Origin of the sequence: Corynebacterium rouxii, assembly GCF_902702935.1 — a bacterium.
Taxonomy (GTDB): domain Bacteria; phylum Actinomycetota; class Actinomycetes; order Mycobacteriales; family Mycobacteriaceae; genus Corynebacterium; species Corynebacterium rouxii.
In genome coordinates, this window is sequence record NZ_LR738855.1 from 22,591 (window position 1) to 48,125 (window position 25,535).

Genomic DNA, 25,535 nt, shown 5'->3' on the forward strand with positions numbered 1-25,535 from the left:
TGCCGCACGTAAACGCGTGGCAGGCTACAAATCTAATGGGTTAGTCGTCGTTCTTTTCGCTGTCCTTGAGCTGCTTTTCGAGGGAGTTGAGGAGTTCCTCGTCGCGCTCGGGGATTCCCTCTTCTGGGGTTTGTGTGGAGTACACCAAGCGGGATTCTTCGGTGTTAACGGTATCGGCACCGAAGTCCTCAACGCGTGGTGGTTCATCGGATACGCCGGAGCCGGAGAATTTATCCCAGAGGAAGTAGACTGCAGCGCCGAGTGCTGCAAGTACTACGGTGTAGAGGGAGCAGCGCACCGCTTGGGCGCCGGCGCTGCGCTTCTTCTTGGTTAGGCCAGCTTTTTGAGCTTGTTTGCGGGCCTGCTTGCGGGCTTTCTTGGAGAGTTTCTTTGAGGTCTTAGCGACGTCTTTTTTGGTGCTCTCGGCGGTGTTTTGTGCATCCGCGAGGGCTGCGTCGAGACGCTTGCGGGCTTGGCCTGCTAGCGAGGTTACGTTTTCTACGGCGCTGTCGCGGACATCTTCGGCGGTATCCGCTGCGGACAGGAGAGCGTCGTACGCCTCGCTGGCCTTACGGTCGCGGTAGTCCGCGTACTTGTCGTATGCCGCCTTTGTCAGTACAACTGCGCCACGGATGGTGGTTGGGTTCATCCTTTATCGTCCTTCCCAGTTGTGGTTACTTATCTATCAAGCGTAGCGAGGTTGCGGGTTTCATGCTTATGATGAATGGCATGACTTTGAAGACCGCTACTGCGATTCTGCACACCAACCGTGGTGACGTTTCCATCGAGTTGTTTGGCAACCATGCGCCAAAGACCGTCGAAAACTTTGTCACCTTGGCAAACGGTACCGCTGAGTACAAGACCGAAAACGCTTCCGGCACCAACGAGGGCCCTTTCTACGATGGCGCAGTGTTCCACCGCGTTATTGACGGCTTCATGATCCAGGGTGGCGACCCAACCGGCACCGGTCGTGGCGGCCCAGGCTACATGTTTGCTGATGAGTTCCACCCTGAGCTCCAGTTCGATCGCCCATTCCTGCTGGCTATGGCGAATGCCGGCCCAGGAACCAATGGCTCCCAGTTCTTTATCACCGTGGTACCAACCCCACACTTGAACAACCACCACACCATCTTTGGTGAGGTCACCGATGCAGCTTCTCAGAAGGTTGTTCTTGACATTGCTCAGACTGCAACCGATCGTATGGATCGCCCAGTTGAGCCAGTGGTTATCGAGTCCGTCGAAATCACCGAATAAAAAGCTTACGCTGAGCGCTTTAACGCTTAACGACGCCCCTGCTAGCACTTTTTACTGAACTAGCCCCCAGAGGTTGGACTGGTTTAATTCTAGGCGGTTAGGGCCTTCAAGGGTCTGATTCCGGTAGTGCATCGGAGTCAGGCCCTTGAACCGTTGTTGTAGCCGGGCGTTGTTGTACCAGAAGATGTAATCATCTACGGCCCTGTAAAACTCATCAACACTGGCGAAGTACTCGCCATAGTACATTTCGGTCTTGAGGGTGTCGTCCTTTCGAGGATAGGTAGAAGTTGATTCGAAAGGTACCCATGATGGTTGCCCTATTTGTCCTCGGGGCCCATCACAGGAACTAACTCGTACACCACGCTAACGGACGCAACCACTTACCCTTGTTCCTAAGCCTAGGGCACTCCAAAGCACGCTGGTTGAAGTCATGGTTTTACCCTCGCACACGACTGTGCAAGAACCGATGAAAAAGTGAGTGGAGACAAGCCTTGTGGTTGTCTCCACTCACTTTTAGGGCAACTAATTTCTAGGTGTTTTAATTATTGCCCAAATTCCCCACAAAATAATCACGACGATTGCAATATTGCTGTACCAAAGCGCTTTTGCGTACAAATTTATGAGCAAAGCAATTGTCGCAATGATTGTCCAGAGCAGAAGTAGTTTTTATCCCGCACAGGTCGCAACTCTATTCATATATTGGGATGTCCATGCAGTTAATGAAAGACCCATCCCCCAAGCAGGGGGCGGAGTGGCGATACTGAACTACAGTCCTGTTGCAGCAGCGGTTCCCAGCATGTTTAAAAGCAGCTAGGCTCCATGCCTCGAGAGGCTGTGCCACTTTTAACACGCGTTGCATGAGCCAAAACAGTGCCGTGCTCTAGAAGCTCGGAAGAGACATTTATGGCACCGCCGTTGGTGAACTTCTTTTCTCCTGCGAGAATGGCTCCGATATGCTCTTCTTTAGCGTTTTTGATTCGGATATCTCTTTAAGTCTTTTGTTTTTTTGAAGATCGAATTCTCCCCGAACAGCAAATCGTGGATTCCTCCCGAGACCAGCAAGAGTCCTATCCAATTTCCGGTTGCATAGATAAAAATAACTCCACTGACGATGCTTAGATAGCTAATGATTTTTGCCTTTTTACTATCTTTTGCATCTTTAAATTTATTAGGATGGTACAGCACTGTAACCAGAAGATCTATAGTTGCCATAGCTAGGAAAGCATAAGAAATTTTCATGTAACCCAGCAATGAAAATATTCCAGCAATAACTATTGTGACGATACCTACGCGACCAAACTCAAGCTTGATTCTATGCTCGTTATAGAAGCCAACATATTCATGAATTGCTCGCTCTAACTCATCACAATGGGGCCACTTACGCCCATAGAACATCTCATTTTTCATTCTGCCGAACAATCCCTCGCACGCTGAATTGTCGGGTGAACATCTCTTCTTCGACATCGAACGCGTAAAGCCGATGTCCTGTGATGCTTGAATCCAACTGTTGCCCCGATAATGGCAACCACGATCGGAATGAATTACTAATTATGCGGGGTCAGTCGGTGCATTATTGTCAAACGCCTGCTTCCGACACCCTCTGTTGAGGTGGAAACTGATTTTTGGAAGCAGAACCCGCCATAGGAAATGATAGAAATCAAGGCAAATGCCTAGGAGCAAAACCCGAGGCACTTCAACACACCTTCCGCACATCCTTGAAACAGTCATCTTATGGGTACTTATCTACCTAATCACCCAACGATGCAGCCACCCCAAAACACGCCACCACAACCCACCGGCGCGCTGAAACCACCCGGATCACCCCAGCACCGGCTACCGTTGGCCCCTTCATCAAAGGATAACCACCCCCACATGTGCCCACCCAAACCATAAAAACCTAAGAAAACACCAGGGGAACTAAAAGAAAATACACTAAAACCACAATTCACATAACGTACCCCTGTTAATGGATTTAAAGTTCACTTATGAAAAACTATTTGCAGTTCTCTACCAAAATACGATTCTATAAACGTGCAATTATCGCCACCCTCACCACCGCAGCTCTGATTACCCCGCCAGCTATTGCAGGAACTTTTCACGGACACTGGATCGGCGGTGCTATCGAAGCCACCTACCATCGCCTTGGCGGATGGAACCACTTCGGTGATGCACTTAACGACGAATCCGTCTCCGCGAACAATGGCCGCTTTCAACATTTTGCAAACAACAAATCTATCTACTGGCATCCCAACGTCGATAACGCCATAGCCCATGCTGTCGAAGGCCGCATCCGAGACAAATGGGCAGACCTTGGCTGGGAAAATTCCAGCGTCGGGTACCCCATTACTGATGAACTTACGCCCCTGACGGTATCGGCCGATTCAACCACTTTCAAACAGGATCAATCTATTGGTCTCCGTCAACCGATGCGCACAGTATTCAAGGAAAAATTCGTGAGTCTTGGGAAAAACAAGGTTGGGAAACAGGAAAACTCGGATACCCTGTCACCGATGAAATCACTACCCCGATGGTATCGGCCGATTCAATCGCTTCGAACACGGACACATTTACTGGTCTCCTAAGACCGGTGCCCATACGATAGAAAAAGACATTTTTGACCTCTGGGGTAGCCAAGGTTGGGAAACAGGAAAACTCGGATACCCCACCTCAGATCGCTACCAGCTTAACGGTGCAACCACTCAAGACTTCCAGCACGGACGGCTTCAAATTTTCCCTGACACCGGCCAAGTACTACAAAAATACGATAACAAGGCTTACTCCAGCTACCGACAGATCTACCCCATCTTGACCACTAATGACCATCCACGATGGCACGAAGCAGGCATACTGCGCGAAGTCGCCCAACACATGGGCACATACTTCCCACTCACCGGCTGTCCCGATGTGATCACTGTCGGCGCAACATGCACCTTTACTACCACTGGCGGTGGGAAAGGCCCAGCCACAATCGACCGGATCTCCGACACTGGGTTTACTCTCATCACCCAGGCGGGACACCCCGAAGGGGCAGGGTCGCATCCTCAATATCCGCTTCGATAAAGTCACCGCACCAGCGTCAGCCGAAGAAGACATGATCTTCACCGACCCAGCCATCAAAACCGCCTACGTCGGATCCAACAAAACATGGCTACGCATGATCGTCGAAGCCTTCGGAGAAACAGCTACCACCAAAGTGGCAGGACCATTTAGCTCCGACCACGTCGGAACCCAAGTCTGGTCCCACATGGCCACGACCTTGACCACAACCATTGACAAAGCAACCACTACATACGGTCGCGTCACCTCATAACAGCTTAACCAATACACAACCCTATTTCTGCGCGCACCCTGTACACGTGCGCGCACTCTCTACGTCATAAAGGAGCTCACTATGACCCTGTATACCTCTCTCACACACCGTACACGCCGTCTCGCAATCCTATGTACAACAGCCCTGCTCGCTTTCGCCCCCACCGCTCACGCAGCAGATACCGTCACCATTTTTGACGGCGATGGCGGACTCGTTCAACAAACTTGCGGCAGCACAACCGCACAAATTCGCATCGACTCTTCTTCTTTTAGCTCTTTCTCGGCCTGTTTTGGACTTGTTAAACCCACGGGATGGATAGCTACTAAAATCACCGGATCATATGGAGTGGTCAACAACCTTACCGTCCCTGCCCACATTGCCTTCAACCCATCCCCATGTAGTGCCATGACCATAGACGCTTACCGTCCCTGCCCACATTGCCTTCAAACTCCCTGACGGCGACGTGTATTGGCAAGAAACCGTTGAACCCAGCAAAGTTGCCACCATCGATGTGGGTCGCTTCGGATCCACTGTTGTCGAAATTCAAATTACACCCGTCACCACCAGCATAGGCCCAGCCACCGGTACCCTCACCCCCTCCACCGACACAGCCCCCAATTACATCTCTCTGCGTCAAGCAACAGCTCCCACCGCCGGCCGCATCCTACGCGTGAACTGGAACGGCATAACCACCACAACCATGGACCGCAACTCCAGCTTCACCGATCGCCTCGACGGATCCTTCAAAGCCATCCCAGCCTTAGACGGCTCATCCTGCATTTCTCTCGAATCCGCCGCCTACCCCGGCACCTACCTCACCGCACCCACAGCCACCACCCTCGCGGTCAGCCACACCCCCATCCCAAACCGAGCCACCTGGTGCCCAACAACTGTTGCCACCCCAGCTACCGCCCAACAACTACGCCTCGCAGCAGACCAAACCAAAACACTCGCAGTCAACGCCACAGGTGCCGTCTCCTTGGCATCGACCACAACCACCGGTACAGCCTGGTTCGTTGACACCGCGCTCGCACACCCTTAACGCCCACCACTGGCCACGCCTGAAGAAAGATACTTGGAAGTGAAGTTATGACACTGACAACCGAGCACCGCAGCAGAAAAACGTGGAGGTCACTGTTTACTCGAGCCCTCACTGCTATCACTATCATTGCATTGGCCAGTGCCACTGGCGACCCCGCAGTTATTGCCCAAACCGACCAGATTCGACTAGCTGAGCAAGCAGCCACTAACGAGCAAGCCAAGCAGTTTGCTCTTGACATGCTCGGTACCACTTTCCCAGCGTCGAAAAGCGCTGCCGAAGCAGCACTACGTGGTGGCGATAGAGAACTTACTGATTACGCCCGCACTGGACTCGAAGAAGCAAAACGCCAAGACCTCGCCCAAATCCTCGTCACCATTTCTGGCATATCAGGACAAAAAGTTCAAGAAGAAGCCGCCAAAGCTCTAGACACCAATGACCCACAAGTCATGGCTGACTTCATGGAAAACGGATGGCAACGCGCCCAAGCTGTCGATGACCGTGCCACAGCATGGGAAGCCGCCAAAGCTCCAGAAGGCACCTCACTGAAAACAGCGGCAGACGCAGCCCTTAAAGATGGCACGCCTGAAGCGTTAAGTGATTTCGCTTCCACCGGCGCCGACATCGCACGTGCCCACGATGCCCGCCGTGATGTCTACGAACTCACGCGCTCCCCGTTTCCTTCTGTCGTTCGTGGCGCTAATGAAGCAATTCAAGTAGGAACTGAAACCGCCATTAACTCCTACCTGCGTTATGGGCAATTTGTTGATGCTGCCCAAGACACAGAAAAAATGGATATCAGCAACTTGGTTGATACCGCCACCGCCCAATCTGCCAAGGCAGAAGAAGCAGCCTCCCTTGCAGCCCAAAACGCCGACCAAGCACGCCGGTCCACAGAACTGTCCAAACAGGCTACTGAACGAGCCAAAAACGAAGCCATCGCCGCTGATGGAGCGCAGATACGCGCAGGCAATGCCGCCACCGCAGCAGGGCAACTAGCCACACAGTCCGCTACCGCAGCTGATAACGCTGTCGCCGCCGCAGAGGCAAAACGAGCCCTAGCGCAAACCGCCGACGCCTTATCTAGGGCAGCGTCCGCAGCAGCAACCGCACGCATAGCTGCTAACGAAGCCGCTGCCCGCGCCGCCGCCGCAGGCATGGATGCAACCGTGGCTCACCAAGCCCGCGTGGCCGCTGAACAAGCCCGTAATGCCGCCGCCGCAGCCGATAATGCAGCCAAGTCCTTCGACTATGCTAACGATGCTGCTAAACATGCACGTGATGCTGGTGGAGCTGCATCCTCAGCAGCAGGCAATGCCGATGCCGCAGCCCACGCCGCAGAACAAGCCGCTGCAGCCGCCGGTGCCGGTGACGCTGCAGCAGCAGAAGCACGCGCTGGTGCGACGCGTGCTCGGGCAGCAGCTTCCCGTGCACGAGCATCGGCAAAAGAAGTCGACGCACTGGTTGGTCAGATCAGCTCGCTGGTAGAGCAAGCTCGGGTTGCTGCACGAGAAGCGGCAGAACATGCGCGTCTGTCTGCACAGGCAGCAGAAGAAGCAGTATCGCATGCCGGTAATGCTGCCGACTCCGCTCAAAAAGCAGGAATCAACGCGAAAGACGCGCAAACAGCAGCATCCAAGGCCATTGAGGTGATGAACCTTGCTACTAAGACAGCTGAGTTCGCCCGTACCGCAGCTGATCAGCGGCTAGCTCAAGAAGCAGACTTCCTCAAAGCGCAAGCAAAGCAAGCCCGCGAAGTCCAAGACGCACGCGATGCGATCAAGGCTGAGCAGCTAAAGAAACAAAAGTCACTGGAAGCAGATCTGGCCAAGCTTGCAGAGATCGCAGCCCAGTCAGACACCACCGTGGTCGACACCGCCCAAGTGAAACAATTGGCTGTTTCCGCCGTCCAGGTTGCTGACCCCGCAGTGGCCGGCGGAGCAAAAGTAGCCCTGCAAACCGGAAGCGATGCTGATCTCAAGGCCTTCGTAGGCAGCTACCAAGACCTCACCTACCAAGATGATCTTGGTCAGGTTCAACACCTGTGGCAAACCGATCCCAATGAAGAAATCCGTCACCAAGCAGACCTTATGGTGGAGCAATCCCCGAGCGTAATCAAAGGATTTCTCGACACAGATCTCACTGAACTGCGTAAACCAGGCCTGATCCAACACACCTGGCAACTGCGTGCCCAAGGAGAAACAGCTGTACAAACAGCAGCAGATGCAGCACTACAAGCCAACACCTACGACGCGCTCGACAGTTTCGTTAACGGTGGTGGTTTTGATCGGGCACGGTACGAGGATCAACTCCGCCTCGCCTACGACTTAGCATCCACCGGCACCCCAGAAGTCAAGGCTGCTGCTGAAGCTGCGGTGCTTGGTGATCGAGCAGGACTAGACGAATTCGTGCAAATCGAAATGTACCGACGGGGTGCAGCAGATGCACAACGCGCCACCCACGACGGGCACATCAACGCACTCCTGCAACGCGGCTACGCCGCAGCCCAACGCGCAGCCGAATCAGCATCCAATGCCCAACAGTCGTACTTCGCAGCACAAGGTGATGCGGCACAAGCAACCAAGTACGCGCAGGAGGCTGAGTCCTGGGCAGGTAAAGCCCAAGAATCCGCCAACCTTGCTGCAGGACACGTGAAATCTGCGGAAGGCTCCCTTGCCTTCGCACTCGAGCAACAACAACGCGCTCATACGGCAGCCAATCAGGCTGAGGCTGATGCTGCGAAGGCCACTGCGAACGCGGACCAGGCAGCAAGCTACGCCGCAGCTGCACACCAATCCGCGAACGAGGCAGCATCTTCAGCAGCATCAGCACGTGCCTCTGCGGCTGCCGCTGGTCAGGATGCTGAGCTTGCTAGCCAAGCTGCTACTGAAGCCTACAACGCAGCCATGCAGATGGATTTGCAGGAGCGTGCCGAAGCACAAGAAGCTGCTGCTGCCGGAATCAGCGAAAACCCACAAGACAGCGTCATCGAGTCGATTCGAGAAATCATCGGCAAAGAAGCCCTCAATCTCATCCTTGACCTCATCGGGGTAACCGATGCCATCAACTGTTTCAAGGGCGATGTCGCCGGTTGCCTATGGACTGCGTTGAACTTCCTACCTGTAGGAAAGCTTGTCAAAATGGGCAAGGCTATCCCAGCGGTAAAGAAACTCATTGGCAAGCTGCCTGATATCAAACGCCTGATGGGAACCAAGGCCGCAGCGCGTGCGCAACGAGCTGAGGATTCCCTCACCGCTACCGTATCCTGCGCCCTAGCAAGAACTGATCGTTCCCCGACGTACCGATTCGCCCGATATGAAACTGGTCGAGATCGTGGTCCTGTCTTTCGTCCTGCCGCGTCGAGATGTGAGGGATATCCTCGGGTGTTTAAGGCTGTGACGCTTGATCTCAATACGCTCACGGCGGATGAAATGAACGTCTTTATGAGATGGGACAAACAAAGACCACTGATAGACATAAACGCAAAGGACATTCTACGCGTTGATTTGGTAGAAGGATACCCGCTACCACCAGAAAGTTCGTTGCACCCTGTGATCGATTCACTGAAAAGCAAAATACGCTTCCAAGACGTCACAGTGGACGGACCTCACAGGCTCAATGACTCTGCAGTAAAAGGACTGAAGGAGGACAGAGCCCCAGACCGGTTACCTTTCGACTCTCGAAAGGTCAGCCGAGATGACATGCAAAATCAGCTTGCTCAAGCCGAAGCCATGATCTCTAAGAACGCGCACGGAAATGCTGTGCGGTTGAATCAGCGGGACACATTCGCAACCTTGGTTGATGACGGTAAAGGAGGAACCATACTGCAGGAGGTAGCGACCAGTCGAGGACGCCCTGATATCAATCTATGGGCTGAAGCGGAGAATAACGCCAAGACTACCAAAATCGAGTACGATCTCCCCTCTTCCAACAGGGGCGTGGGGCATGCTCAGGCAGCATTCGACGCAAATCCAGATGCTCAGGTGTTGTTGCTCACCGCTGGCGGGCCTAGGGTGTTTACTGGGGATATCCGGAAGGTTATTGAAGCAAACCTTGCCGCAGCCAAAGCTCTAGAGCGGAGGAGTTAATCAGATGGGTATTTATCTGGAACGCGACATTGACCACATCATGGCCGGATATTCGTATAAGCAGCTGTTTCTTCGGCTTCCACTAGAACACGCTGTTGAAGTGGCGAATGTCTTGATGCGGACGCACAGTGACGCATACACGGCAACGACGGTGTGGAATGCGCGACACATTGACATCACCAGTGATGTCAATGACATCATGGTTGCGTTACACAAACACGGGGCTGTCGATGCGTTGCATAGTTGGTTTGCTGTCTTGGAAACCGTAGATCCCAATTGGTGCCTGATGATTGATGGTTCTGGGTGGTATGCCCCAGAGGGTAATTTTTATAGTGCCGCCGCATCTGGCACGATCGTGCCGTCGTCACCTGAGTTCGTAATGGTACAAATCGAGAGGGAACCTGATAAGCGACACCTCGGGGAAGGTGCCTATGGCGTGGGTAAGCGCATGATTTCCGTGAACATGCCCAACAAACATCCCATGTCTCCGACTGTTCGGCCAAAGCCTGCCACCCAATTCGACTTCTGTGTTGGTATCTCCCAAGGAGAATACCGATTCCAAGCCTGGGATGCGTGGCCAGATGACTCGCGCTGGACCTTCCCAGGCTTGGAGCGACTTCGTACCAAGAAAGGGCCGTTGCGTAAACGATTTACCACCGACGACCTGGAGGATGCGGCACGATTGTTTGGGCTTGATCCGTTTAACCGTCGCTTTCTCACTGGGCGGATGATCAAGATTGTTACCGGCCCCCTACGTGAGGTCAGCTACACCATGGATGACTATTACGCAGGACGCCGTACGTGGCTTGGGTGGCAGCAGGAAGAAGGAGATATCTAAATGGACAAGTATTACTTCGATTCTCCGATCGCCCCGATCTCCTACGGTGTGACGTTCGTTCCCTTCTCCTTGGAAGACACCGTTGAGTGTTTTATCCAGTGGGCAGAAGATGACGAGGGTAAACCATTTGATGAATCGCTTCGTGATCTCGGTGGAACAAAGGCCGAAATCTCACAGGTTTCCGCCAAGCGCGAGGACCTACCGAACCTGTTGAAGCCTCAGAACTCGATTTGCCGATATGTACTCGTTCCCACCAAGTCGCGATGGACAGCGATTTTTTCACCACACAGCATTCATCGATTAGGTGGTTTCACCAAGACTGACATTCCCATTCAAACTTTGGGGATCTGGGCAGCTCGTCAACTAGAGCTGCCAGAACACGCCCCATACTCTGTTACCGTCACTGCAGAGCCACGCCGTACTGCTAAACAAACAAGTGGAAAGTTTCAAAGCCGTTGTGGCACATGTGGAGTAATAATCCGTAGTACAGGTGATTTCGAAGAAGCACTGGAATACGGTCACGAGCTAAGCCGGGTGATGAATGGTGGCATTGATTCTTTTGAGGTCCGGTCGTGGACTATGGCTCCGCTGAGTTCGTTCGGTGTCACTGACGCTCCTGAGATTGATGTCGACTTCAAACTCAAAACAGACATGTCAAGTCAAGAGATCGATCGTATGTGGGAGATCTTCAACTTTGACGATGTGGACCATATTTGTCAGCAACTCGGTATTGATGTCTTTGATGATGCGTTCTACGGCACGTCCGGCTACCTAATCGAACTATGGGGCAAAAAGCATCAATACTATCCCATTGAGGATCGCATCCCGTTTGCCAAGTATCAGGAGTATTGCGGTCTTACCTCCGATGTGATCAGGGCGTGGTCATCACAACCACCAACTATTTAGTTACCGGCTCCTTTGGGCACTGCCGTGATTGATGCTAAGCCGTCATGAGGGGCAGGCCTGATGAAGTGCCCGAGGTTTTGTTCCGTTTGAATAGATGGGAAAATCTTCGAACATGCCAAGGAAAATTTGACCAGGAAGCCAAAGACCGTGTGGTCCGCCTCGTGGAAGACCGCATCCTGGCGGAGAACATTTCCATGCAGGCAGCCTGCAAGATCGTGGCACCAAAGCTGGGTGTTTCGTGGCACACGGCGAGGCAATGGACGTAAGCCCGCTCGTCGCGAAGGACGTGTTGTGGAATCAATGCCCGAGGACCTTGTGGCAGAAAACGCACGGTTGCGTCGAGAAAATCAAAAGCTGCGGGATACCAATGAGTTGTTGAAAGCCACCTCAGCTTTTTCGCATCCGAACCAGGCCTAAAACGTTAAGAAATGATCCGATTCATCGATGAGTATTGGAATCGTTTCTCTGCCTTGTTCATCTGCCAGACGTTAAACACGCATCGCGCAGGTGGTTTTCTTAGCTTGCGTGGTTACCGCCAATCCAAGGCCCGGGGCTTAAGTGCCCGCGCTCTTCGCGACGCTGCCCTTGTAGAGCATATTCGCGACGTTCATGCTGAAAATTATGGCGTCTATGGGGTGCGGAAGATGTGGCGCGTGCTGCAACGTCAGGGCATTGACATTGGGCGTGAGCGCACAGCCTGGCTGATGCGCAGTGCTGGACTGTCTGGCAAGGGCAAAGGTGGGGCACCTGTCACAACTCGTCAATCTAAGGGCCTGGACCTTCGCCCTGACTTGGTCAACCAGATGATTGTGTGCTAAGGAAACAACGGGTTTGATTCACCATTCAGATCACGGTTCGCAGTATGTGAGCATTGTCTACAACGAGCGCCTGGAAGAACACGGAATTAGCGCGTCTATCGGGACTGTTGGTGATTCCTATGACAATGCTTTGGCTGAGAACGTCAACGGCCCCTCACAAGAATGAGCTGATCCATAAGCGCTCGTGGGCCGACGTGGTTGATATCGAGGTTGCAACGTTCGAGGGGTGAATTGGTGGAACGAATCAAGGCTCCACCAGAGCCTGGGCTACCGCACACCGGCTGAAGTAGAAGCCGAGTTTTGGGAACATCACCCAAGTCGAGAAATAATAGAAATCAAGGCAAATGCCTAGGAGCAAAACCTGGGGCATTTCAGATCCCTTGGTCAGTGTGCACCATCAACCCTTCACCATGTTTATGCTATGTGATCGCATTCTTTAACGAGGTGGGGGTGGTGCATACTGAAGTGATGAACGCACTCAAACGCACATATGGTCAAGCACCTGTGACCGTGGTTCTTTGCGCGCTGACGATACTTATTTATCTGCTTACTGTTGTGGAGTCCCGCTCGATTGAAAACAACCTTAGTGATTCGTGGATTGCAGATCACTGGACTCTTTATGGTCCGTATTCTCATGGCCTAGGGTGGCTGCGCATGGTGGGGACGGTGTTTCTCCACAGCGGGCCCACACATCTGGCGTTGAACATGTTTATGTTGTTCTTCTTTGGTCGCGAGATTGAGCATTATTTAGGTAGTGGTCGTTTTACTTTGGCTTATATTGTGAGCGGGATCGGGGCCTCTGCAACTGTTCTGCTGATGGATCCGCTTGCGCCTACGGTGGGTGCTTCTGGTGCTGTGTATGGGCTTATGGCGATTTTTGTGGCGATGTCGTACCGGTTGCGTAAAGATATCACAGCACCGTTGATTCTTATCGCAGTGAATGTGGGCTATTCCTTGCTTATGGATGGTGTTTCCCTGTGGGGACATCTGGGTGGCTTGCTGACGGGTTGTGTTCTGGGGATTGTTTTGGTGATTGCGCAGACTACTCGAGGTGGTAAGCGGGGGTGAGATAAGGAGTTTATCTAGGGGCGTCTCGTGTTTGCATGAGGCGCCTCTTTTTTTGAGAAAATCCTTATCACACAAACCACACAAATAACATGAAACCCAGCAGTTAGCTGCAGTTTCTTGGGTTGACTGCTGGTGGGGAGCAATGTGGTTATCGGCTGTCACAAGAGGCGACATGAGGCTACTGGGGTGGTCTGGCACCTCAATTTTGGGCGGAGAATAGTGCACAGCTGTTCTGAGTTATCCCCAGATTTTTGTAATTATCCACCAAAATTTCACAACTTCTGGAGTGTGAACACAGCGCTGATCGTGTGAAAAAGATTCCACAGCAGTTATCCACAATGTGGATAATTACATGTGTGTTGTTCACAGGGTAGTGATCGAATAGCTGTGTGTTCGAAGTGTGCGACCTGCTATTTTCCACAAGATTTCGAACAAATCCGCAGGTGGGGAAGAAGTGCACAACTTTATCCACAGGGTGTGGATAAAGTCTGGGGATAACTTCCATCCGTGTAATTCCACAATTTCTTCCACAGCCTGTGGATAACTTTTGGTGATAGATGTTCACAAGTGGTGGATAACTTGTGAGTAAACTTCACATCTGGTGGTTCTGGCCTAAAAAAGGAGCGCTGTGCCGTGCACTCTAGGTATAAGGGCACAGGTCAACGTCATGGACTTGTTCAGCTGTGGAGTGACTGTTTGTGCAGATAAATAGCTACTTTTGAGCAAGAAGTGGCTGTGGGGCGATAAGAACTCGCACGTTACGCTATTAGCTGAGAAAAATTAAGGTTCTGGTGGGTGTTGTGGAAGTTTCTAGAAACCGAGTGATTGAGGGGCATGACCGGTCTGGGACGCACCCCTAGACGCTTTGCTAAAACTGCAGGTCGTCTCACGCTTTGGTGATATTGCTACCCCCATCGGAGTGGGGTGTGGCGGCACAATGTTGGGTGCGTGTTCTAGGTTAGTGAGTGTCCCCCCGCGGGCGCCCGAGCACGGGCTGAGATTGCGCTGATGCTGTGCAAGCACCGTTTGAACCTGTCTGGTTAACACCAGCGAAGGAAGAGAGGAGCGCGAGCCTAGTGTCGGCAGCCTCAGCTAATTCAGTTACCAATCCATCTGCTTGGGAAAACTCCGAGATCCATCCGAAGCACTCCTATTCGCCGATCGTTTCCGGCGACCTTGAGGTTCCAGAAACAGAGATTCAGCTTGACGATTCTCCTACCGGCCCCAATGATCCAGTTCGGATCTATCGCACCCGCGGCCCTGAGTGCGATCCCACGGTGGGATTGAAGCCGCTGCGTGCACAGTGGATTGACAATCGTGAGGATACGGAAGAATATGCTGGCCGTGAGCGGAATTTGGCTGATGATGGTCGTTCCGCGCTGCGTCGTGGCGCAGCGTCACTGGAGTGGAAAGGTGTGAAGCCCACGCCACGACGCGCCAAGCAGGGTAAGCGCGTGACTCAGATGCACTATGCGCGCCAGGGCATTATTACGAAGGAAATGGAATTCGTGGCGCTGCGCGAGCACATGGACCCAGAGTTTGTGCGCAGTGAGATCGCCCGTGGTCGTGCGATTATTCCGAACAACATTAACCACCCGGAATCGGAGCCCATGATTATTGGTCGAAAGTTTCTGACCAAGATCAACGCCAATATCGGTAACTCCGCGGTGACCTCGAGCATCGAGGAAGAAGTATCCAAGCTGCGGTGGGCTACCCGCTGGGGTGCAGATACCGTGATGGATTTGTCTACTGGCGACGATATCCACACCACCCGCGAATGGATTATCCGTAACTCCCCAGTGCCTATCGGTACGGTACCGATCTACCAAGCGTTAGAAAAGGTCAATGGTGTGGCTGAGGATCTCACCTGGGAGATTTTTCGCGATACCGTCATTGAGCAGTGTGAACAAGGCGTGGACTACATGACCATTCACGCCGGTGTGTTGCTTGCCTACATTCCGCTGACCACCAAACGCGTAACCGGAATTGTGTCCCGTGGTGGATCCATCATGGCTGGTTGGTGCCTTGCGCACCACAAGGAGTCCTTCCTTTACGAACACTTTGATGAGCTGTGCGAGATTTTCGCGCAGTACGACGTCGCTTTCTCGCTGGGTGATGGTCTGCGCCCTGGTTCTGTTGCTGATGCGAATGATGCCGCCCAGTTCGCGGAGCTGAAAACCATTGGTGAGCTGGCTCGCCGTGCGTGGGAATACGATGTACAGGTCATGATCGAGGGTCCAGGTCACGTTCCGCTGAATATGGTGCAAGAAAACAATGAGCTGGAGCAAAAGTGGGCTCACGATGCGCCTTTCTACACTCTTGGCCCATTGGTGACTGATATTGCGCCAGGCTATGACCACATCACCTCGGCAATCGGAGCTGCTCATATCGCTATGGGTGGTACGGCGATGCTGTGTTATGTGACCCCCAAGGAACACTTGGGTCTGCCTAATCGTGATGATGTGAAAACCGGTGTGATTACTTATAAACTCGCAGCTCACGCGGCCGATGTGGCTAAGGGGCACCCTGGTGCTCGTGCGTGGGATGACGCGATGAGTAAAGCACGTTTTGAGTTCCGTTGGCATGATCAGTTCGCGTTGTCGCTCGATCCAGATACCGCGATTGCTTACCATGACGAAACGCTTCCGGCGGAGCCGGCAAAGACTGCGCACTTCTGTTCCATGTGTGGTCCGAAGTTCTGCTCCATGCGCATTAGCCAAGATATTCGTGACATGTTCGCTGACAAGATCGCTGACTTAGGCATTCCGCAGGTTGGCGGCGACGTAGAGGCTGGCATGGCGGCAAAGTCTGAGGAGTTTGTGGCCCAAGGATCGCAGCTTTATAGCGAGGTGCGTGATAATGCTGCCCACGCCTAGGTGGGGTCGAGACTTTGATCCGCGGTGCTACTTTGTCACCGGCACGGGCTCTGTGGATCACATTGTCGACGTAGCGCACCAGGCGGCACGCGCCGGCGCTGGGCTCATCCAAGTGCGCAGCAAACCCATTGCTGCCCGTGACCTGTACATTCTTGGCCGTGAGGTAGCCCGCGCGGTGGTGGAGGTTAATCCTCGCACCCGCGTGCTTATCGACGACCGCGTGGATGTTGCCCTTGCGTTAATGAACGACGGCGAGCACATCCACGGGGTGCATGTTGGCCAAGACGATCTTCCGGTGCGCCATGTTCGCGCCTTGTTGGGTGATAACGCCATTATTGGGTTAACCACGGGCACACTGGAGTTAGTTCGTGCATCGCGCCACGTTGCCGAGGTGATCGACTACATTGGTGCCGGCCCATTTCGGCCCACCCCGACAAAAGATTCTGGGCGGGCACCTGTAGGTCTTGCGGGGTATCCGTCACTGGTTGCTGAATCATTGGTGCCAGTTGTTGCCATTGGGGATGTTCGCCCCGAAGATGCGGCCGATCTTGCCGCAACGGGGGTCGCTGGTGTGGCAATCGTGCGCGCATTAATGAACTCGCAGGATGTAGCTGCCGATGTAAACCTCGTATTGAAAGGTTTTGCACAATGAAAATAGCTGTTGTAGGTGGTGGGATCGTAGGGCTAAGTACCGCCTTTGAGCTCAGTGTCCGCGGGCATACCGTTCACGTATTTGACCCCAACCCAGCAAGCGGGGCCTCACACTTTGCCGGCGGAATGCTCGCCCCCGCCGCCGAAGTACAGTTCCAACAAGACCCGCTGTTTCCCCTAATGCGGCGCGCCGGGGAGCTGTGGCCGGACATGGTGCGTCGGGGAGCGCAGCATACCAACCTGCCTATGGGTTATCGCACAGAAGGTACCCTCGTTGTGGCAGCCGATCGTGCGGATGCAGAACATCTTAAACAATTGCACACAACCCAAGAGGCAGCCGGAATGGACGTTCGCCCCATCACTACCCGACAGGCCCGTGACCTCGAACCGGCATTAGGGCCTCGGCTATCGGCGGCCGTACATATCCCCAATGACACCCAAGTTGCACCACGTGTATTCCTCACCGCACTACTCGACGCCCTCCACGATTGTGGGGTAGAGGTAGTAAAAGAAAAAATCACTGACCTTGAACCCCTATACCAACAATTCGATATTGTTGTCCTCGCAGCAGGCCTCGGCGCACAACACCTAAGCCCCATACCGCTAGCTCTACGGCCCGTGCGCGGCGACATCCTACGAGTACAAACAGAACCAAGGGCAGTCAACATGGTTGTACGTGGTTGGGTCAACGACCGCCCCATCTACATCATCCCGCGCGCAGACGGCGAAATCGCCATAGGTGCCACCAGCCGCGAAGACGAGCGTGATTTGCCCAGTGTAGAAGGGATATACGACCTACTCCGCGATGCCGTACGCGTAGTCCCGAGCATCGTCGATAGCTCCCTTCTAGAAGCCAACGTAGGGATACGCCCCGGCACGCCCGACGACCTCCCATACCTCGGGTGGGCATCAGACCGACTCATTATCTCCACCGGATACTTCCGCCACGGTATCTTGCTCTCAGCACTCGGCGCCCACGTCACCGCATGCCTTATCGACGGTACCGACCCCGGCATCGACCTCACAGCATGCGCACCAGATCGACACCGCAACGAAAGGGAAGCAACCCATGAACATCTACATTAACGACACTCCCACCATTATAGAATCACCCCAGCTCACTACCATTATTAGCAACCACTGCAACGGAATCCGCTCAGGGATCGCCGCAGCCATCAACCAACGCGTGATACCCCGCTCACAATGGGATACCACCACAGTCACCGCAGGCGACCGCCTCGACATTCTCACCGCAGTGCAGGGAGGATAACATGCTCACCATTGCAGACCGCAGCTTCCAATCCCACCTCATCATGGGAACCGGCGGCGCAAGCTCATTCGACACCCTAGAAAAATCCCTCATCGCCTCCGGAACCGAACTCACCACCGTAGCGATGCGTCGACACGCCGCCCATACCGGAGCTCACGGTGAATCCGTCTTCGAACTCATGCAGCGCCTCAACATCACCCCGCTGCCCAACACCGCAGGCTGCCGCACCGCCCGCGATGCCATCCTCACCGCACAACTCGCCCGCGAAGCACTCGACACCTCATGGATCAAAGTGGAAGTCATCGCCGACGATATCACCCTGCTCCCCGATGTCCTCGAACTTATCGACGCCACCGAAACCCTTACCAACGACGGATTCACTGTCCTCGCCTACACCTCCGACGACCCCGTAGTCGCACAACGACTCGAAGACGCCGGCGCCGCCGCAGTCATGCCTTTAGGGTCACCCATCGGAACCGGACTCGGCATCCTCAACCCGCACAACATCGAACTCATCTGCTCACGTGCCACAGTCCCCGTACTCCTCGACGCCGGCATCGGAACCGCCTCCGACGCCACCCTCGCCATGGAACTCGGCTGCTCAGGCGTACTCCTCGCCAGCGCCATCAACCGATGCATCAACCCCATTACCATGGCTACCGCCATGAAACACGCTGTCGAAGCAGGACGACTCGCGCGCGAAGCCGGGCGCATACCGCGCCGGGAGCATGCGGTGGCGTCGTCAAGCTTTGAGGGGCTTGCCTCCTGGGCGGACGAGGTGCTGTGATGCTCGACGAGCTGGAACGCCAACGCGTAGCCCGCCAACTGCGGCTACCTGGTTTTGGGATTGAGCAGCAAGAACGGCTCAACAAAGGGCGAGTGCTGGTGATCGGGGCTGGGGGGCTGGGTAGTCCCGCGTTGCAATCCCTTGCGGCGGCTGGGGTGGGGTCGATTCGACTCGTGGATAACGACACTGTGGATGTGTCCAACATTCAACGCCAGATCCTGTTTGGTGTTGGGGATGTGGGGAAACCCAAAGTCCACGTCGCTGCCGAAAGATTGCGTGCAATTCAACCCGGTATTCGTATCGACGCCCGCACCGAACGCCTCACCGCGCACAACGCACACGAACTCGGCGAAGGCTGCGATGTGATCCTCGACGGCTCCGACACCTTTGCTACCAAATTCCTCTGCGGTGACCTTGCCGAGATAACAGGCATACCGCTCGTCTGGGGCAGCGTACTGCAATTCGAAGGACACATGGGCGTATTCGCCTGCGAGGTAGGGCTACGGGACCTGTTCCCTGAAGCCCCCACCCAAGGCCTCAACTGTGCCGACGCAGGTGTACTCGGCGCTACCACCGCCGTGATCGCCAACCTCATGGCCACTGAAACCATCAAAATCCTCGCCGGAATCGGAACCGTCCAACCGGGAGCTATCACTACCTACAACGCTTTGACCAGCACATTTCGCACATACACTGTGGGGCGTGACCCCCTTCGGCCTGCAGCACGCACACTTCACACATGGGAGCTTCCCAACGAATACGAACTTATCGACGTTCGCGAACCCCACGAAATAGAACACACCCCCAGTGGTGCGCACATCACCCTGCCACAATCCATGTGGAGTGACACCACGACGATCCAGCATGTACTCGACCACATCACCACAGATGATGTGGTGGTCGTCTGTGCCTCCGGCATAAGAAGTGCCGCATTTATCGAACAATTTGCGCACCTCAACCCACGCATCACCTTCCACAACGTCCCCGGCGGAATCAACGAACTCCCATGAACCCACACATACTCACCATCGCAGGATCCGACCCCTCCGGCGGGGCCGGAATTCAAGCAGACCTCAAATCCATCATGGCAGCCGGCGGCTACGGTATGGCAGCAATCACCGCCCTGACCGCGCAAAACACCTGCGGAGTTACCGCAATACACACCCCACCCACGGAGTTTCTCAGCGAACAACTCCGTACCATATCCGACGACATCACCATCCATGCCATCAAAATCGGCATGATCGGATCCCCTGATGCGGCCACCGCCATCGCCACATGGCTTGACCAGCTACACCACACACCCATCGTGGTTCTCGACCCCGTCATGGTAGCCACCTCCGGATCGGTACTCGGCCAACGCCACTACTTCGAACCCCTGCTACACCATGCCACTGTGATCACCCCAAACCTGCCGGAGCTCGCAGTCCTAGCGAACAACCACGACCCTGAACAGGCTGAACACACCGCACGCAGCCTCGCAAAACAATACGACTGCGCAGTGCTGCTCAAAGGTGGACACCGACACGGAACCGACGACCTTGGCAACACCTGGATTACTGTCGACGGGCCTCAATTTCACGCCCCCAGCCCACGCATCCACACCACCAACACCCACGGCACCGGCTGCTCGCTCTCCTCGGCACTTGCCACCCGCCTTGCTATCGAATCTCCAGAACCCGCCCTCCATTGGGCTACTACCTGGCTCAACGGGGCAATCGCCCATGGCAGTGACCTCAACGTAGGTCACGGCAACGGGCCTGTCGACCACAGCTACCGGCTAGGGGAATACTCAGCTAACTGCAACAACTGCTGATCGTGGAGATCCTCCAACCACAACACAATCGAATCATAAGGAGCATCAGCCGGAACGCACACCCCAAGAATTCCCGCAGGTCCACTTTCAACATGACACCCCAACTCTAAAAGTGGATCAACCACGTTCGGACATTGGTCGCTAGTTAATATCCGCAACGTGCGACCACCACCGCGGGTAACCACCGCAATAATCAGGCCACCTGCGACCTCGACAATATCGCCAAGGGCAAGAGAAGGATCCGTAAACGGCACCGACGTAATCACGTAATAGCCGTCACCGAGATCCCGCGCATGCAACTGCTCGGAATCAACACCAGGTAGGGAAGGAATGGTCGAGATAATGGAGTTCATATGAGGTGCGATTGTACGCGTGCGGGGGTGGGACAGATGGAAGGCGTCGATAAGATTGTGCAATGGGCATATTCTGATGGTCAAGAGTGATCGATCAGGGACGGAGGGAATTGGTCACATGAGCGTGGTAGATCAAGCTGATCAGTGGCGACGTGCGCGCAGTGTGCAAGCATATTCGTTGTGGGCTAAGTCGGGAAATGAAGACTTGTATTTACGCCTGCCCCAACACCTTATCGACGCCGCCTGCGTAGCCGAATGGCTTTGGAACAACTGGGTGTCGGACTCACTGAAATCCACTCTTAGTACAGCATGGCGACTACCTGCTGAAGAAGTAGGACGTCTTTATACTTTCTACGCTGGAACTCACGACGTGGGAAAAGCGACCATTTCTTTCCAACGACTTGTAGAAAAAACTTCTCACGGTAACTATCTGCTAGGGCCGGTTCGCGAAGCTGGTTTGTCGCTGCAATGGACGCTTAACGAGGGTGAGGGCAAAAAATTCCCCCACGGAATGGCATCTGCGCTCATCATTGCTGCGTGGCTGGAAAAACACGATATCGACCCCAGTAGTGCAGCGCGTTTGAGTTTTATTGCTGATGCTCACCACGGCTTTGCTTCAGACGAAGAGCTCTACCGAAGCCACGAAGATACCTTGGATTACTATCCGCCTGAATGGTTGGCAGTCCATGCGGAAATCCTAGACTCCATGGCTGAGATCACTGACATTGGTGAAACCCTAGAAGAATTAGCGGATCAATCCACGCCAAGCGCGCCAGCCATGCAAATCATGACTGGGTTGGTGATTATGGCAGACTGGATCGCCTCGGATGAAAAAGCATTCCCTTATGTTTGTGATAGCTCGCAGCATGATCGTGTTGTGGAGGGCATGGCTCATGTGAATTTGCCGCCGGCATGGGTCCCTACCGATGTTCCAGATAATGTGGAAACTCTGTTTCGTGATACTTTCACGTGGCCAGATTCCTACCAAGTGCGACCCGTGCAACAAGCAGCAGTAGCTGTGGCACGTGCTGTGCAAGACCCAACGCTCATCATCATTGAGGCCCCCACTGGGGAAGGGAAAACGGAAGCGGGGCTTGCCGCTTCTCATATTCTTGGTCAAAAAACCGGTGCTCAAGGGGTTTTCTTTGCTGCCCCCACTATGTCTACAGCTAATGGACTATTTGACAGAACAAAGAATTGGGCACAATGTACTTCGTCTCGTGGTGAAGTAGCTTCGCTGTATTTGGCACATTCAAAGAACAAACTATCGCGTCCCTTCCAATCGTTACGTTTTACGTCCATTGGCGAAGACGACCACTTAGAAAAGCATGGATCAGTTGTGGCTTCTCAATGGTTGTCTGGTCGGTACCGTGGAATACTCTCTGATTTTGTAGTGGGAACTGTCGACCAGGTTCTTATGATGGCACTTCAGGTGCGTTTTTCTATGCTGCGTCATGTTGGACTCGCTGGGAAAATCGTTATTATCGACGAAGTTCATGCTTATGACGCCTACATGTCTCAATATCTTTATCTGACTTTGCAATGGTTAGCTAAATATGGCGTGAGCGTGATCTTGATGTCTGCAACACTGCCACCACAGCAACGTGCTCGACTCGTTAATGCCTATGCCTCGCAGGTGTGTAAAAAAGCCGATGCAAGCGCATTAAACAGTGACGCATATCCGCTGATTACTGCTGTGAACAAAAAGGGAATTAGTGTCACAGAAGTCCCTCAAGAAACTCTTGACACCACGATAAAAATAAGGCGTATCGACGATTCTCTGCCTGCTCTAGGTGGTATGTTTAACGATCTGCTTGTAGATGGTGGAATAGCACTCGTTATCTGTAATACGATTCGTCGAGCGCAACAAGCTTATGACTCTTTAAAAGAACTATTTCCTGATGAAGTAGAGCTTCACCACGCTGCCTTTATAGCAACTCAAAGAAGTGAAAAAGAAGATGCTTTGCGAGAATCTCTTGGTCCCCATGCTTCTCGTGGGGAGGATCGACCGTGGCGTCGAATAGTAGTGGCTACTCAAGTCGCCGAACAGAGTTTGGATATCGATGCCGATGTACTAGTCACAGATATTGCGCCTATTGACCTCCTTATTCAACGTGCAGGACGTTTGCATCGTCATGAACGTCCGCATTCTGACAGACCAGAGATTCTAGGACAGCCCCAAATTTTTATTAGAGGTATTAATAATGGGGAAAATTCTAACGAAGTACCAGAATTTGATGGTGGTGCGACTGCTATATATGGAGAAAAAATTCTGTACGCCACCATGGCGTATCTTCCTGATGAATTCCATCGCCCCAGCGACATTCCTAAACTTGTAAAAAACGTGTATTCAGATACCCCTTGTATTCCAGAAAATTGGAAAGAACAATGGGAAAAATCTTGCGTAAAAGCGAAAGAAAACTACGAAAAATCCGTGCGGAAAGCTCAAACGTTTAGCTTCCCGCAACCTCATATGGCACGAACTCTGCGTGATCTTTTTAAGCAGCAACATTCTAATTCAGTTGATAAGAATGACGAGTCAGGTAGTGCACAGGTTAGGGATGCTGAATTCTCTATTGAAGTAGTTGTTCTTTTGAAGACCGATTATGGATACCATCCGTTTGGTAGAGAAGAAGAAATCGAGAATGGCAGAGAACTTACTTGGAAAGAAGCTGAGGCATTGGCTGGAAACACAGTGCGCCTGCCAGCCCGAATGACACGTAGCGATTCGGATTTTAATGCTGTTATTGATTCGCTCGAAGCGCAAACTCCGCCCGAATGGCAACGATCCGGTTTGCTTAAAGGCCAAGTTGCGTTGCTTTTCGATGAAAGTGGGGAGGCTCGTGTGGGTCGATTCCTAGTGTGTTATACCAATGAACGTGGATTAGAGGTGGACGTCTGCCCAAAGGAAGACGCGTAAAAGGAAACCCCGCTGGTGCGGGGAAGTATGCCTATGCAAATCTAGTAGAGATATTAAGCAGGCTCATCCCTGATCGCAGGGAATAATGCCAGCCTATGGCTAGAGGAAAAGACTAAGCAAATTTGGGTGAATGACTGATTCTAAAACAGTAGGAATAATGGGAAAGTAGAAAAATTGCTGAAGCAAAGTTATATGTAATACACTCTAACTGGCTCTGAACGTGCAGCTCGATAAGTGTTTTCCCCGCGCTAGCGGGGATGAGCCGCAATGCTCGACCATGGGGTGGTCTATGCGACTGTTTTCCCCGCGCTAGCGGGGATGAGCCGAAGGGGCAGGCTGGTGTTCATGAGATTGGTGAGTTTTCCCCGCGCTAGCGGGGATGAGCCCAGGTGCCAGTGCTACGCCGTGGTGCCATGGTGGTTTTCCCCGCGCTAGCGGGGATGAGCCTGGGTGAGAGGAACACGAAAAAACATGAGCAGGGTTTTCCCCGCGCTAGCGGGGATGAGCCCAGGCACCGTGATTATTGAGCCGCTACCCGTGGGTTTTCCCCGCGCTAGCGGGGATGAGCCCTCACCCTCGACGATCATGACTACTGCCAACGCGTTTTCCCCGCGCTAGCGGGGATGAGCCGGACTTGCTGACGGTGCCGATCTTCACGCCGCGGTTTTCCCCGCGCTAGCGGGGATGAGCCGTGAGCAAGCACAGCCTTAGCAATCATTCGATCGTTTTCCCCGCGCTAGCGGGGATGAGCCGGATCTGATTCGACATGCGGCCGGCGACGATCAGTTTTCCCCGCGCTAGCGGGGATGAGCCCCCAGCGATAGCCTGTGCGGCCACCCCGGCCTTGTTTTCCCCGCGCTAGCGGGGATGAGCCCGAGGATGGTCAGTACCACCGATGGCGAAATGGGTTTTCCCCGCGCTAGCGGGGATGAGCCCTCGTCAGTGGCGAACATCACGAGGAGCGACATGTTTTCCCCGCGCTAGCGGGGATGAGCCCAGATTTCATTTTCAACGGCTCGATTTCGTAGAGTTTTCCCCGCGCTAGCGGGGATGAGCCCATGTACGCCGCGTGGGCGGGCTACCGCCGCACGTTTTCCCCGCGCTAGCGGGGATGAGCCCACGTACGCCGCGTGGGCGGGCTACCGCCGCACGTTTTCCCCGCGCTAGCGGGGATGAGCCCAAAAAGCCACCGACGGTCAGGAAAGATACAGCGTTTTCCCCGCGCTAGCGGGGATGAGCCCCGAGCGAAAATTCGCAAAATTTGGGGTCACAGGTTTTCCCCGCGCTAGCGGGGATGAGCCCGCCCGTCATTAGACCATGCGATAACGGGATTTGTTTTCCCCGCGCTAGCGGGGATGAGCCGGTGGGAAGCGATTTACAGGATTTTCAAAAAGAGTTTTCCCCGCGCTAGCGGGGATGAGCCCGTGACTACCCAAAGCGCGACGTACACACGGTTGTTTTCCCCGCGCTAGCGGGGATGAGCCGTTTGTTCTCATCCGTAATGATGAGTGGGATGTGTTTTCCCCGCGCTAGCGGGGATG

At 53.8% G+C, this 25,535-nt stretch carries 24 protein-coding genes, 1 pseudogene, 1 CRISPR repeat array and 1 riboswitch (1 of these 27 running past the window's edge); of the genes and pseudogenes, 21 read left to right on the top strand and 4 right to left on the bottom strand.

The window, feature by feature from the left end:
• Positions 1-40: 40 nt before the first annotated feature.
• On the bottom strand, positions 41-649 hold the full coding sequence (locus CIP100161_RS00140; protein WP_155871114.1) for a hypothetical protein: 609 nt from the start codon (positions 647-649) through the stop codon (positions 41-43).
• Positions 650-717: 68 nt separating this feature from the next.
• Here CIP100161_RS00140 and CIP100161_RS00145 point away from each other — a divergent pair, with 68 nt between their 5' ends.
• Entirely contained in the window at positions 718-1,254 is a 537-nt protein-coding gene (locus CIP100161_RS00145) for a peptidylprolyl isomerase (RefSeq protein WP_003853344.1), read from the top strand.
• A gap of 51 nt (positions 1,255-1,305) precedes the next feature.
• On the opposite strand, the gene CIP100161_RS00150 is transcribed toward CIP100161_RS00145, so the two are convergent.
• On the bottom strand, positions 1,306-1,575 hold the full coding sequence (locus CIP100161_RS00150) for an integrase core domain-containing protein (RefSeq protein WP_269472951.1): 270 nt from the start codon (positions 1,573-1,575) through the stop codon (positions 1,306-1,308).
• A 642-nt stretch (positions 1,576-2,217) separates the two neighbouring features.
• Positions 2,218-2,718: an IS3 family transposase gene (locus CIP100161_RS12470; RefSeq protein ID WP_155871115.1), complete on the bottom strand. Its 501-nt coding sequence runs from the start codon at positions 2,716-2,718 to the stop codon at positions 2,218-2,220.
• A 521-nt stretch (positions 2,719-3,239) separates the two neighbouring features.
• Here CIP100161_RS12470 and CIP100161_RS11955 point away from each other — a divergent pair.
• The 19 genes and pseudogenes from CIP100161_RS11955 to thiD all read left to right on the top strand — a co-directional run.
• A pseudogene (locus CIP100161_RS11955) lies at positions 3,240-3,518 on the top strand (LGFP repeat-containing protein); the annotation flags it as partial.
• 541 nt (positions 3,519-4,059) lie between these two features.
• Positions 4,060-4,314 carry a hypothetical protein gene (locus tag CIP100161_RS00165; RefSeq protein ID WP_155871116.1) on the top strand — a complete coding sequence of 85 codons (255 nt, stop codon included), beginning with the start codon at positions 4,060-4,062 and terminating at the stop codon, positions 4,312-4,314.
• A gap of 31 nt (positions 4,315-4,345) precedes the next feature.
• Positions 4,346-4,564, top strand: a complete 219-nt coding sequence (locus CIP100161_RS00170; protein ID WP_155871117.1) for a hypothetical protein — start codon at positions 4,346-4,348, stop codon at positions 4,562-4,564.
• A gap of 463 nt (positions 4,565-5,027) precedes the next feature.
• A complete protein-coding gene (locus CIP100161_RS11970; protein ID WP_232053012.1) occupies positions 5,028-5,606 on the top strand; it encodes an AbfB domain-containing protein in 579 nt (192 codons plus the stop codon).
• Between the two features lie 47 nt (positions 5,607-5,653).
• Positions 5,654-9,691, top strand: coding sequence for a hypothetical protein (locus CIP100161_RS00180; RefSeq protein ID WP_155871118.1), 4,038 nt, complete (start codon positions 5,654-5,656; stop codon positions 9,689-9,691).
• Between the two features lie 4 nt (positions 9,692-9,695).
• A complete protein-coding gene (locus CIP100161_RS00185) occupies positions 9,696-10,529 on the top strand; it encodes a hypothetical protein (RefSeq protein WP_155871119.1) in 834 nt (277 codons plus the stop codon).
• Positions 10,530-11,435 (top strand): hypothetical protein, encoded by a 906-nt coding sequence (locus tag CIP100161_RS00190; protein ID WP_155871120.1) that lies wholly within the window; start codon positions 10,530-10,532, stop codon positions 11,433-11,435.
• A gap of 44 nt (positions 11,436-11,479) precedes the next feature.
• Positions 11,480-11,701 (top strand): hypothetical protein, encoded by a 222-nt coding sequence (locus tag CIP100161_RS00195; RefSeq protein ID WP_232053013.1) that lies wholly within the window; start codon positions 11,480-11,482, stop codon positions 11,699-11,701.
• Between the two features lie 25 nt (positions 11,702-11,726).
• Entirely contained in the window at positions 11,727-11,852 is a 126-nt protein-coding gene (locus CIP100161_RS12315) for a hypothetical protein (protein WP_269472958.1), read from the top strand.
• A gap of 11 nt (positions 11,853-11,863) precedes the next feature.
• Positions 11,864-12,253 (top strand): IS3 family transposase, encoded by a 390-nt coding sequence (locus CIP100161_RS00200; RefSeq protein ID WP_155871121.1) that lies wholly within the window; start codon positions 11,864-11,866, stop codon positions 12,251-12,253.
• Between the two features lie 13 nt (positions 12,254-12,266).
• Positions 12,267-12,419 carry a DDE-type integrase/transposase/recombinase gene (locus tag CIP100161_RS00205; protein WP_166443127.1) on the top strand — a complete coding sequence of 51 codons (153 nt, stop codon included), beginning with the start codon at positions 12,267-12,269 and terminating at the stop codon, positions 12,417-12,419.
• Between the two features lie 284 nt (positions 12,420-12,703).
• A complete protein-coding gene (locus CIP100161_RS00210; RefSeq protein ID WP_155874480.1) occupies positions 12,704-13,321 on the top strand; it encodes a rhomboid family intramembrane serine protease in 618 nt (205 codons plus the stop codon).
• A gap of 965 nt (positions 13,322-14,286) precedes the next feature.
• A riboswitch (TPP riboswitch) is annotated at positions 14,287-14,397 on the top strand.
• Complete coding sequence (thiC, locus tag CIP100161_RS00220; RefSeq protein WP_155871123.1) at positions 14,398-16,197, top strand: phosphomethylpyrimidine synthase ThiC; 1,800 nt, start codon at positions 14,398-14,400, stop codon at positions 16,195-16,197.
• Positions 16,181-16,849: a thiamine phosphate synthase gene (locus CIP100161_RS00225; RefSeq protein WP_155871124.1), complete on the top strand. Its 669-nt coding sequence runs from the start codon at positions 16,181-16,183 to the stop codon at positions 16,847-16,849. Before thiC ends, CIP100161_RS00225 begins: the two co-directional genes overlap by 17 nt.
• Positions 16,846-17,934, top strand: a complete 1,089-nt coding sequence (thiO, locus tag CIP100161_RS00230) for a glycine oxidase ThiO (protein ID WP_155871125.1) — start codon at positions 16,846-16,848, stop codon at positions 17,932-17,934. The genes CIP100161_RS00225 and thiO overlap by 4 nt, the downstream gene beginning before the upstream one ends.
• On the top strand, positions 17,918-18,118 hold the full coding sequence (gene thiS, locus CIP100161_RS00235) for a sulfur carrier protein ThiS (protein ID WP_155871126.1): 201 nt from the start codon (positions 17,918-17,920) through the stop codon (positions 18,116-18,118). Before thiO ends, thiS begins: the two co-directional genes overlap by 17 nt.
• A 1-nt stretch (position 18,119) precedes the next feature.
• Positions 18,120-18,905, top strand: coding sequence for a thiazole synthase (locus tag CIP100161_RS00240; protein ID WP_155871127.1), 786 nt, complete (start codon positions 18,120-18,122; stop codon positions 18,903-18,905).
• On the top strand, positions 18,905-19,915 hold the full coding sequence (locus tag CIP100161_RS00245) for a ThiF family adenylyltransferase (protein ID WP_155871128.1): 1,011 nt from the start codon (positions 18,905-18,907) through the stop codon (positions 19,913-19,915). The genes CIP100161_RS00240 and CIP100161_RS00245 overlap by 1 nt, the downstream gene beginning before the upstream one ends.
• A complete protein-coding gene (thiD, locus tag CIP100161_RS00250) occupies positions 19,912-20,721 on the top strand; it encodes a bifunctional hydroxymethylpyrimidine kinase/phosphomethylpyrimidine kinase (protein ID WP_155871129.1) in 810 nt (269 codons plus the stop codon). The genes CIP100161_RS00245 and thiD overlap by 4 nt, the downstream gene beginning before the upstream one ends.
• Here thiD and CIP100161_RS00255 read toward each other — a convergent pair.
• Entirely contained in the window at positions 20,679-21,074 is a 396-nt protein-coding gene (locus CIP100161_RS00255) for a DUF4265 domain-containing protein (protein ID WP_155871130.1), read from the bottom strand. The genes thiD and CIP100161_RS00255 overlap by 43 nt on opposite strands.
• 118 nt (positions 21,075-21,192) lie before the next feature.
• Here CIP100161_RS00255 and cas3 point away from each other — a divergent pair, with 118 nt between their 5' ends.
• Complete coding sequence (gene cas3, locus CIP100161_RS00260; protein WP_155871131.1) at positions 21,193-23,994, top strand: CRISPR-associated helicase Cas3'; 2,802 nt, start codon at positions 21,193-21,195, stop codon at positions 23,992-23,994.
• A 236-nt stretch (positions 23,995-24,230) separates the two neighbouring features.
• Positions 24,231-25,535: a CRISPR direct-repeat array (repeat unit 28 nt; unit sequence GTTTTCCCCGCGCTAGCGGGGATGAGCC) (it continues 735 nt past the right edge of the window).

Excerpts from the sequence above, each read along its gene's own strand:
- thiO (WP_155871125.1), top strand. The coding sequence starts at position 16,846 with ATGAAAATAGCTGTTGTAGGTGGTGGGATCGTAGGGCTAAGTACCGCC.
- CIP100161_RS00170 (WP_155871117.1), top strand. The coding sequence starts at position 4,346 with ATGATCTTCACCGACCCAGCCATCAAAACCGCCTACGTCGGATCCAAC.
- cas3 (WP_155871131.1), top strand. The coding sequence starts at position 21,193 with ATGAGCGTGGTAGATCAAGCTGATCAGTGGCGACGTGCGCGCAGTGTG.
- CIP100161_RS00255 (WP_155871130.1), bottom strand. The coding sequence starts at position 21,074 with ATGAACTCCATTATCTCGACCATTCCTTCCCTACCTGGTGTTGATTCC.
- CIP100161_RS00240 (WP_155871127.1), top strand. The coding sequence starts at position 18,120 with ATGCTCACCATTGCAGACCGCAGCTTCCAATCCCACCTCATCATGGGA.
- CIP100161_RS00190 (WP_155871120.1), top strand. The coding sequence starts at position 10,530 with ATGGACAAGTATTACTTCGATTCTCCGATCGCCCCGATCTCCTACGGT.
- thiS (WP_155871126.1), top strand. The coding sequence starts at position 17,918 with ATGAACATCTACATTAACGACACTCCCACCATTATAGAATCACCCCAG.
- CIP100161_RS00245 (WP_155871128.1), top strand. The coding sequence starts at position 18,905 with ATGCTCGACGAGCTGGAACGCCAACGCGTAGCCCGCCAACTGCGGCTA.
- CIP100161_RS00145 (WP_003853344.1), top strand. The coding sequence starts at position 718 with ATGATGAATGGCATGACTTTGAAGACCGCTACTGCGATTCTGCACACC.
- CIP100161_RS00185 (WP_155871119.1), top strand. The coding sequence starts at position 9,696 with ATGGGTATTTATCTGGAACGCGACATTGACCACATCATGGCCGGATAT.
- CIP100161_RS00195 (WP_232053013.1), top strand. The coding sequence starts at position 11,480 with ATGAGGGGCAGGCCTGATGAAGTGCCCGAGGTTTTGTTCCGTTTGAAT.
- CIP100161_RS12470 (WP_155871115.1), bottom strand. The coding sequence starts at position 2,718 with ATGTCGAAGAAGAGATGTTCACCCGACAATTCAGCGTGCGAGGGATTG.
- CIP100161_RS00140 (WP_155871114.1), bottom strand. The coding sequence starts at position 649 with ATGAACCCAACCACCATCCGTGGCGCAGTTGTACTGACAAAGGCGGCA.
- CIP100161_RS00180 (WP_155871118.1), top strand. The coding sequence starts at position 5,654 with ATGACACTGACAACCGAGCACCGCAGCAGAAAAACGTGGAGGTCACTG.
- CIP100161_RS00200 (WP_155871121.1), top strand. The coding sequence starts at position 11,864 with ATGATCCGATTCATCGATGAGTATTGGAATCGTTTCTCTGCCTTGTTC.
- thiD (WP_155871129.1), top strand. The coding sequence starts at position 19,912 with ATGAACCCACACATACTCACCATCGCAGGATCCGACCCCTCCGGCGGG.
- CIP100161_RS00225 (WP_155871124.1), top strand. The coding sequence starts at position 16,181 with ATGCTGCCCACGCCTAGGTGGGGTCGAGACTTTGATCCGCGGTGCTAC.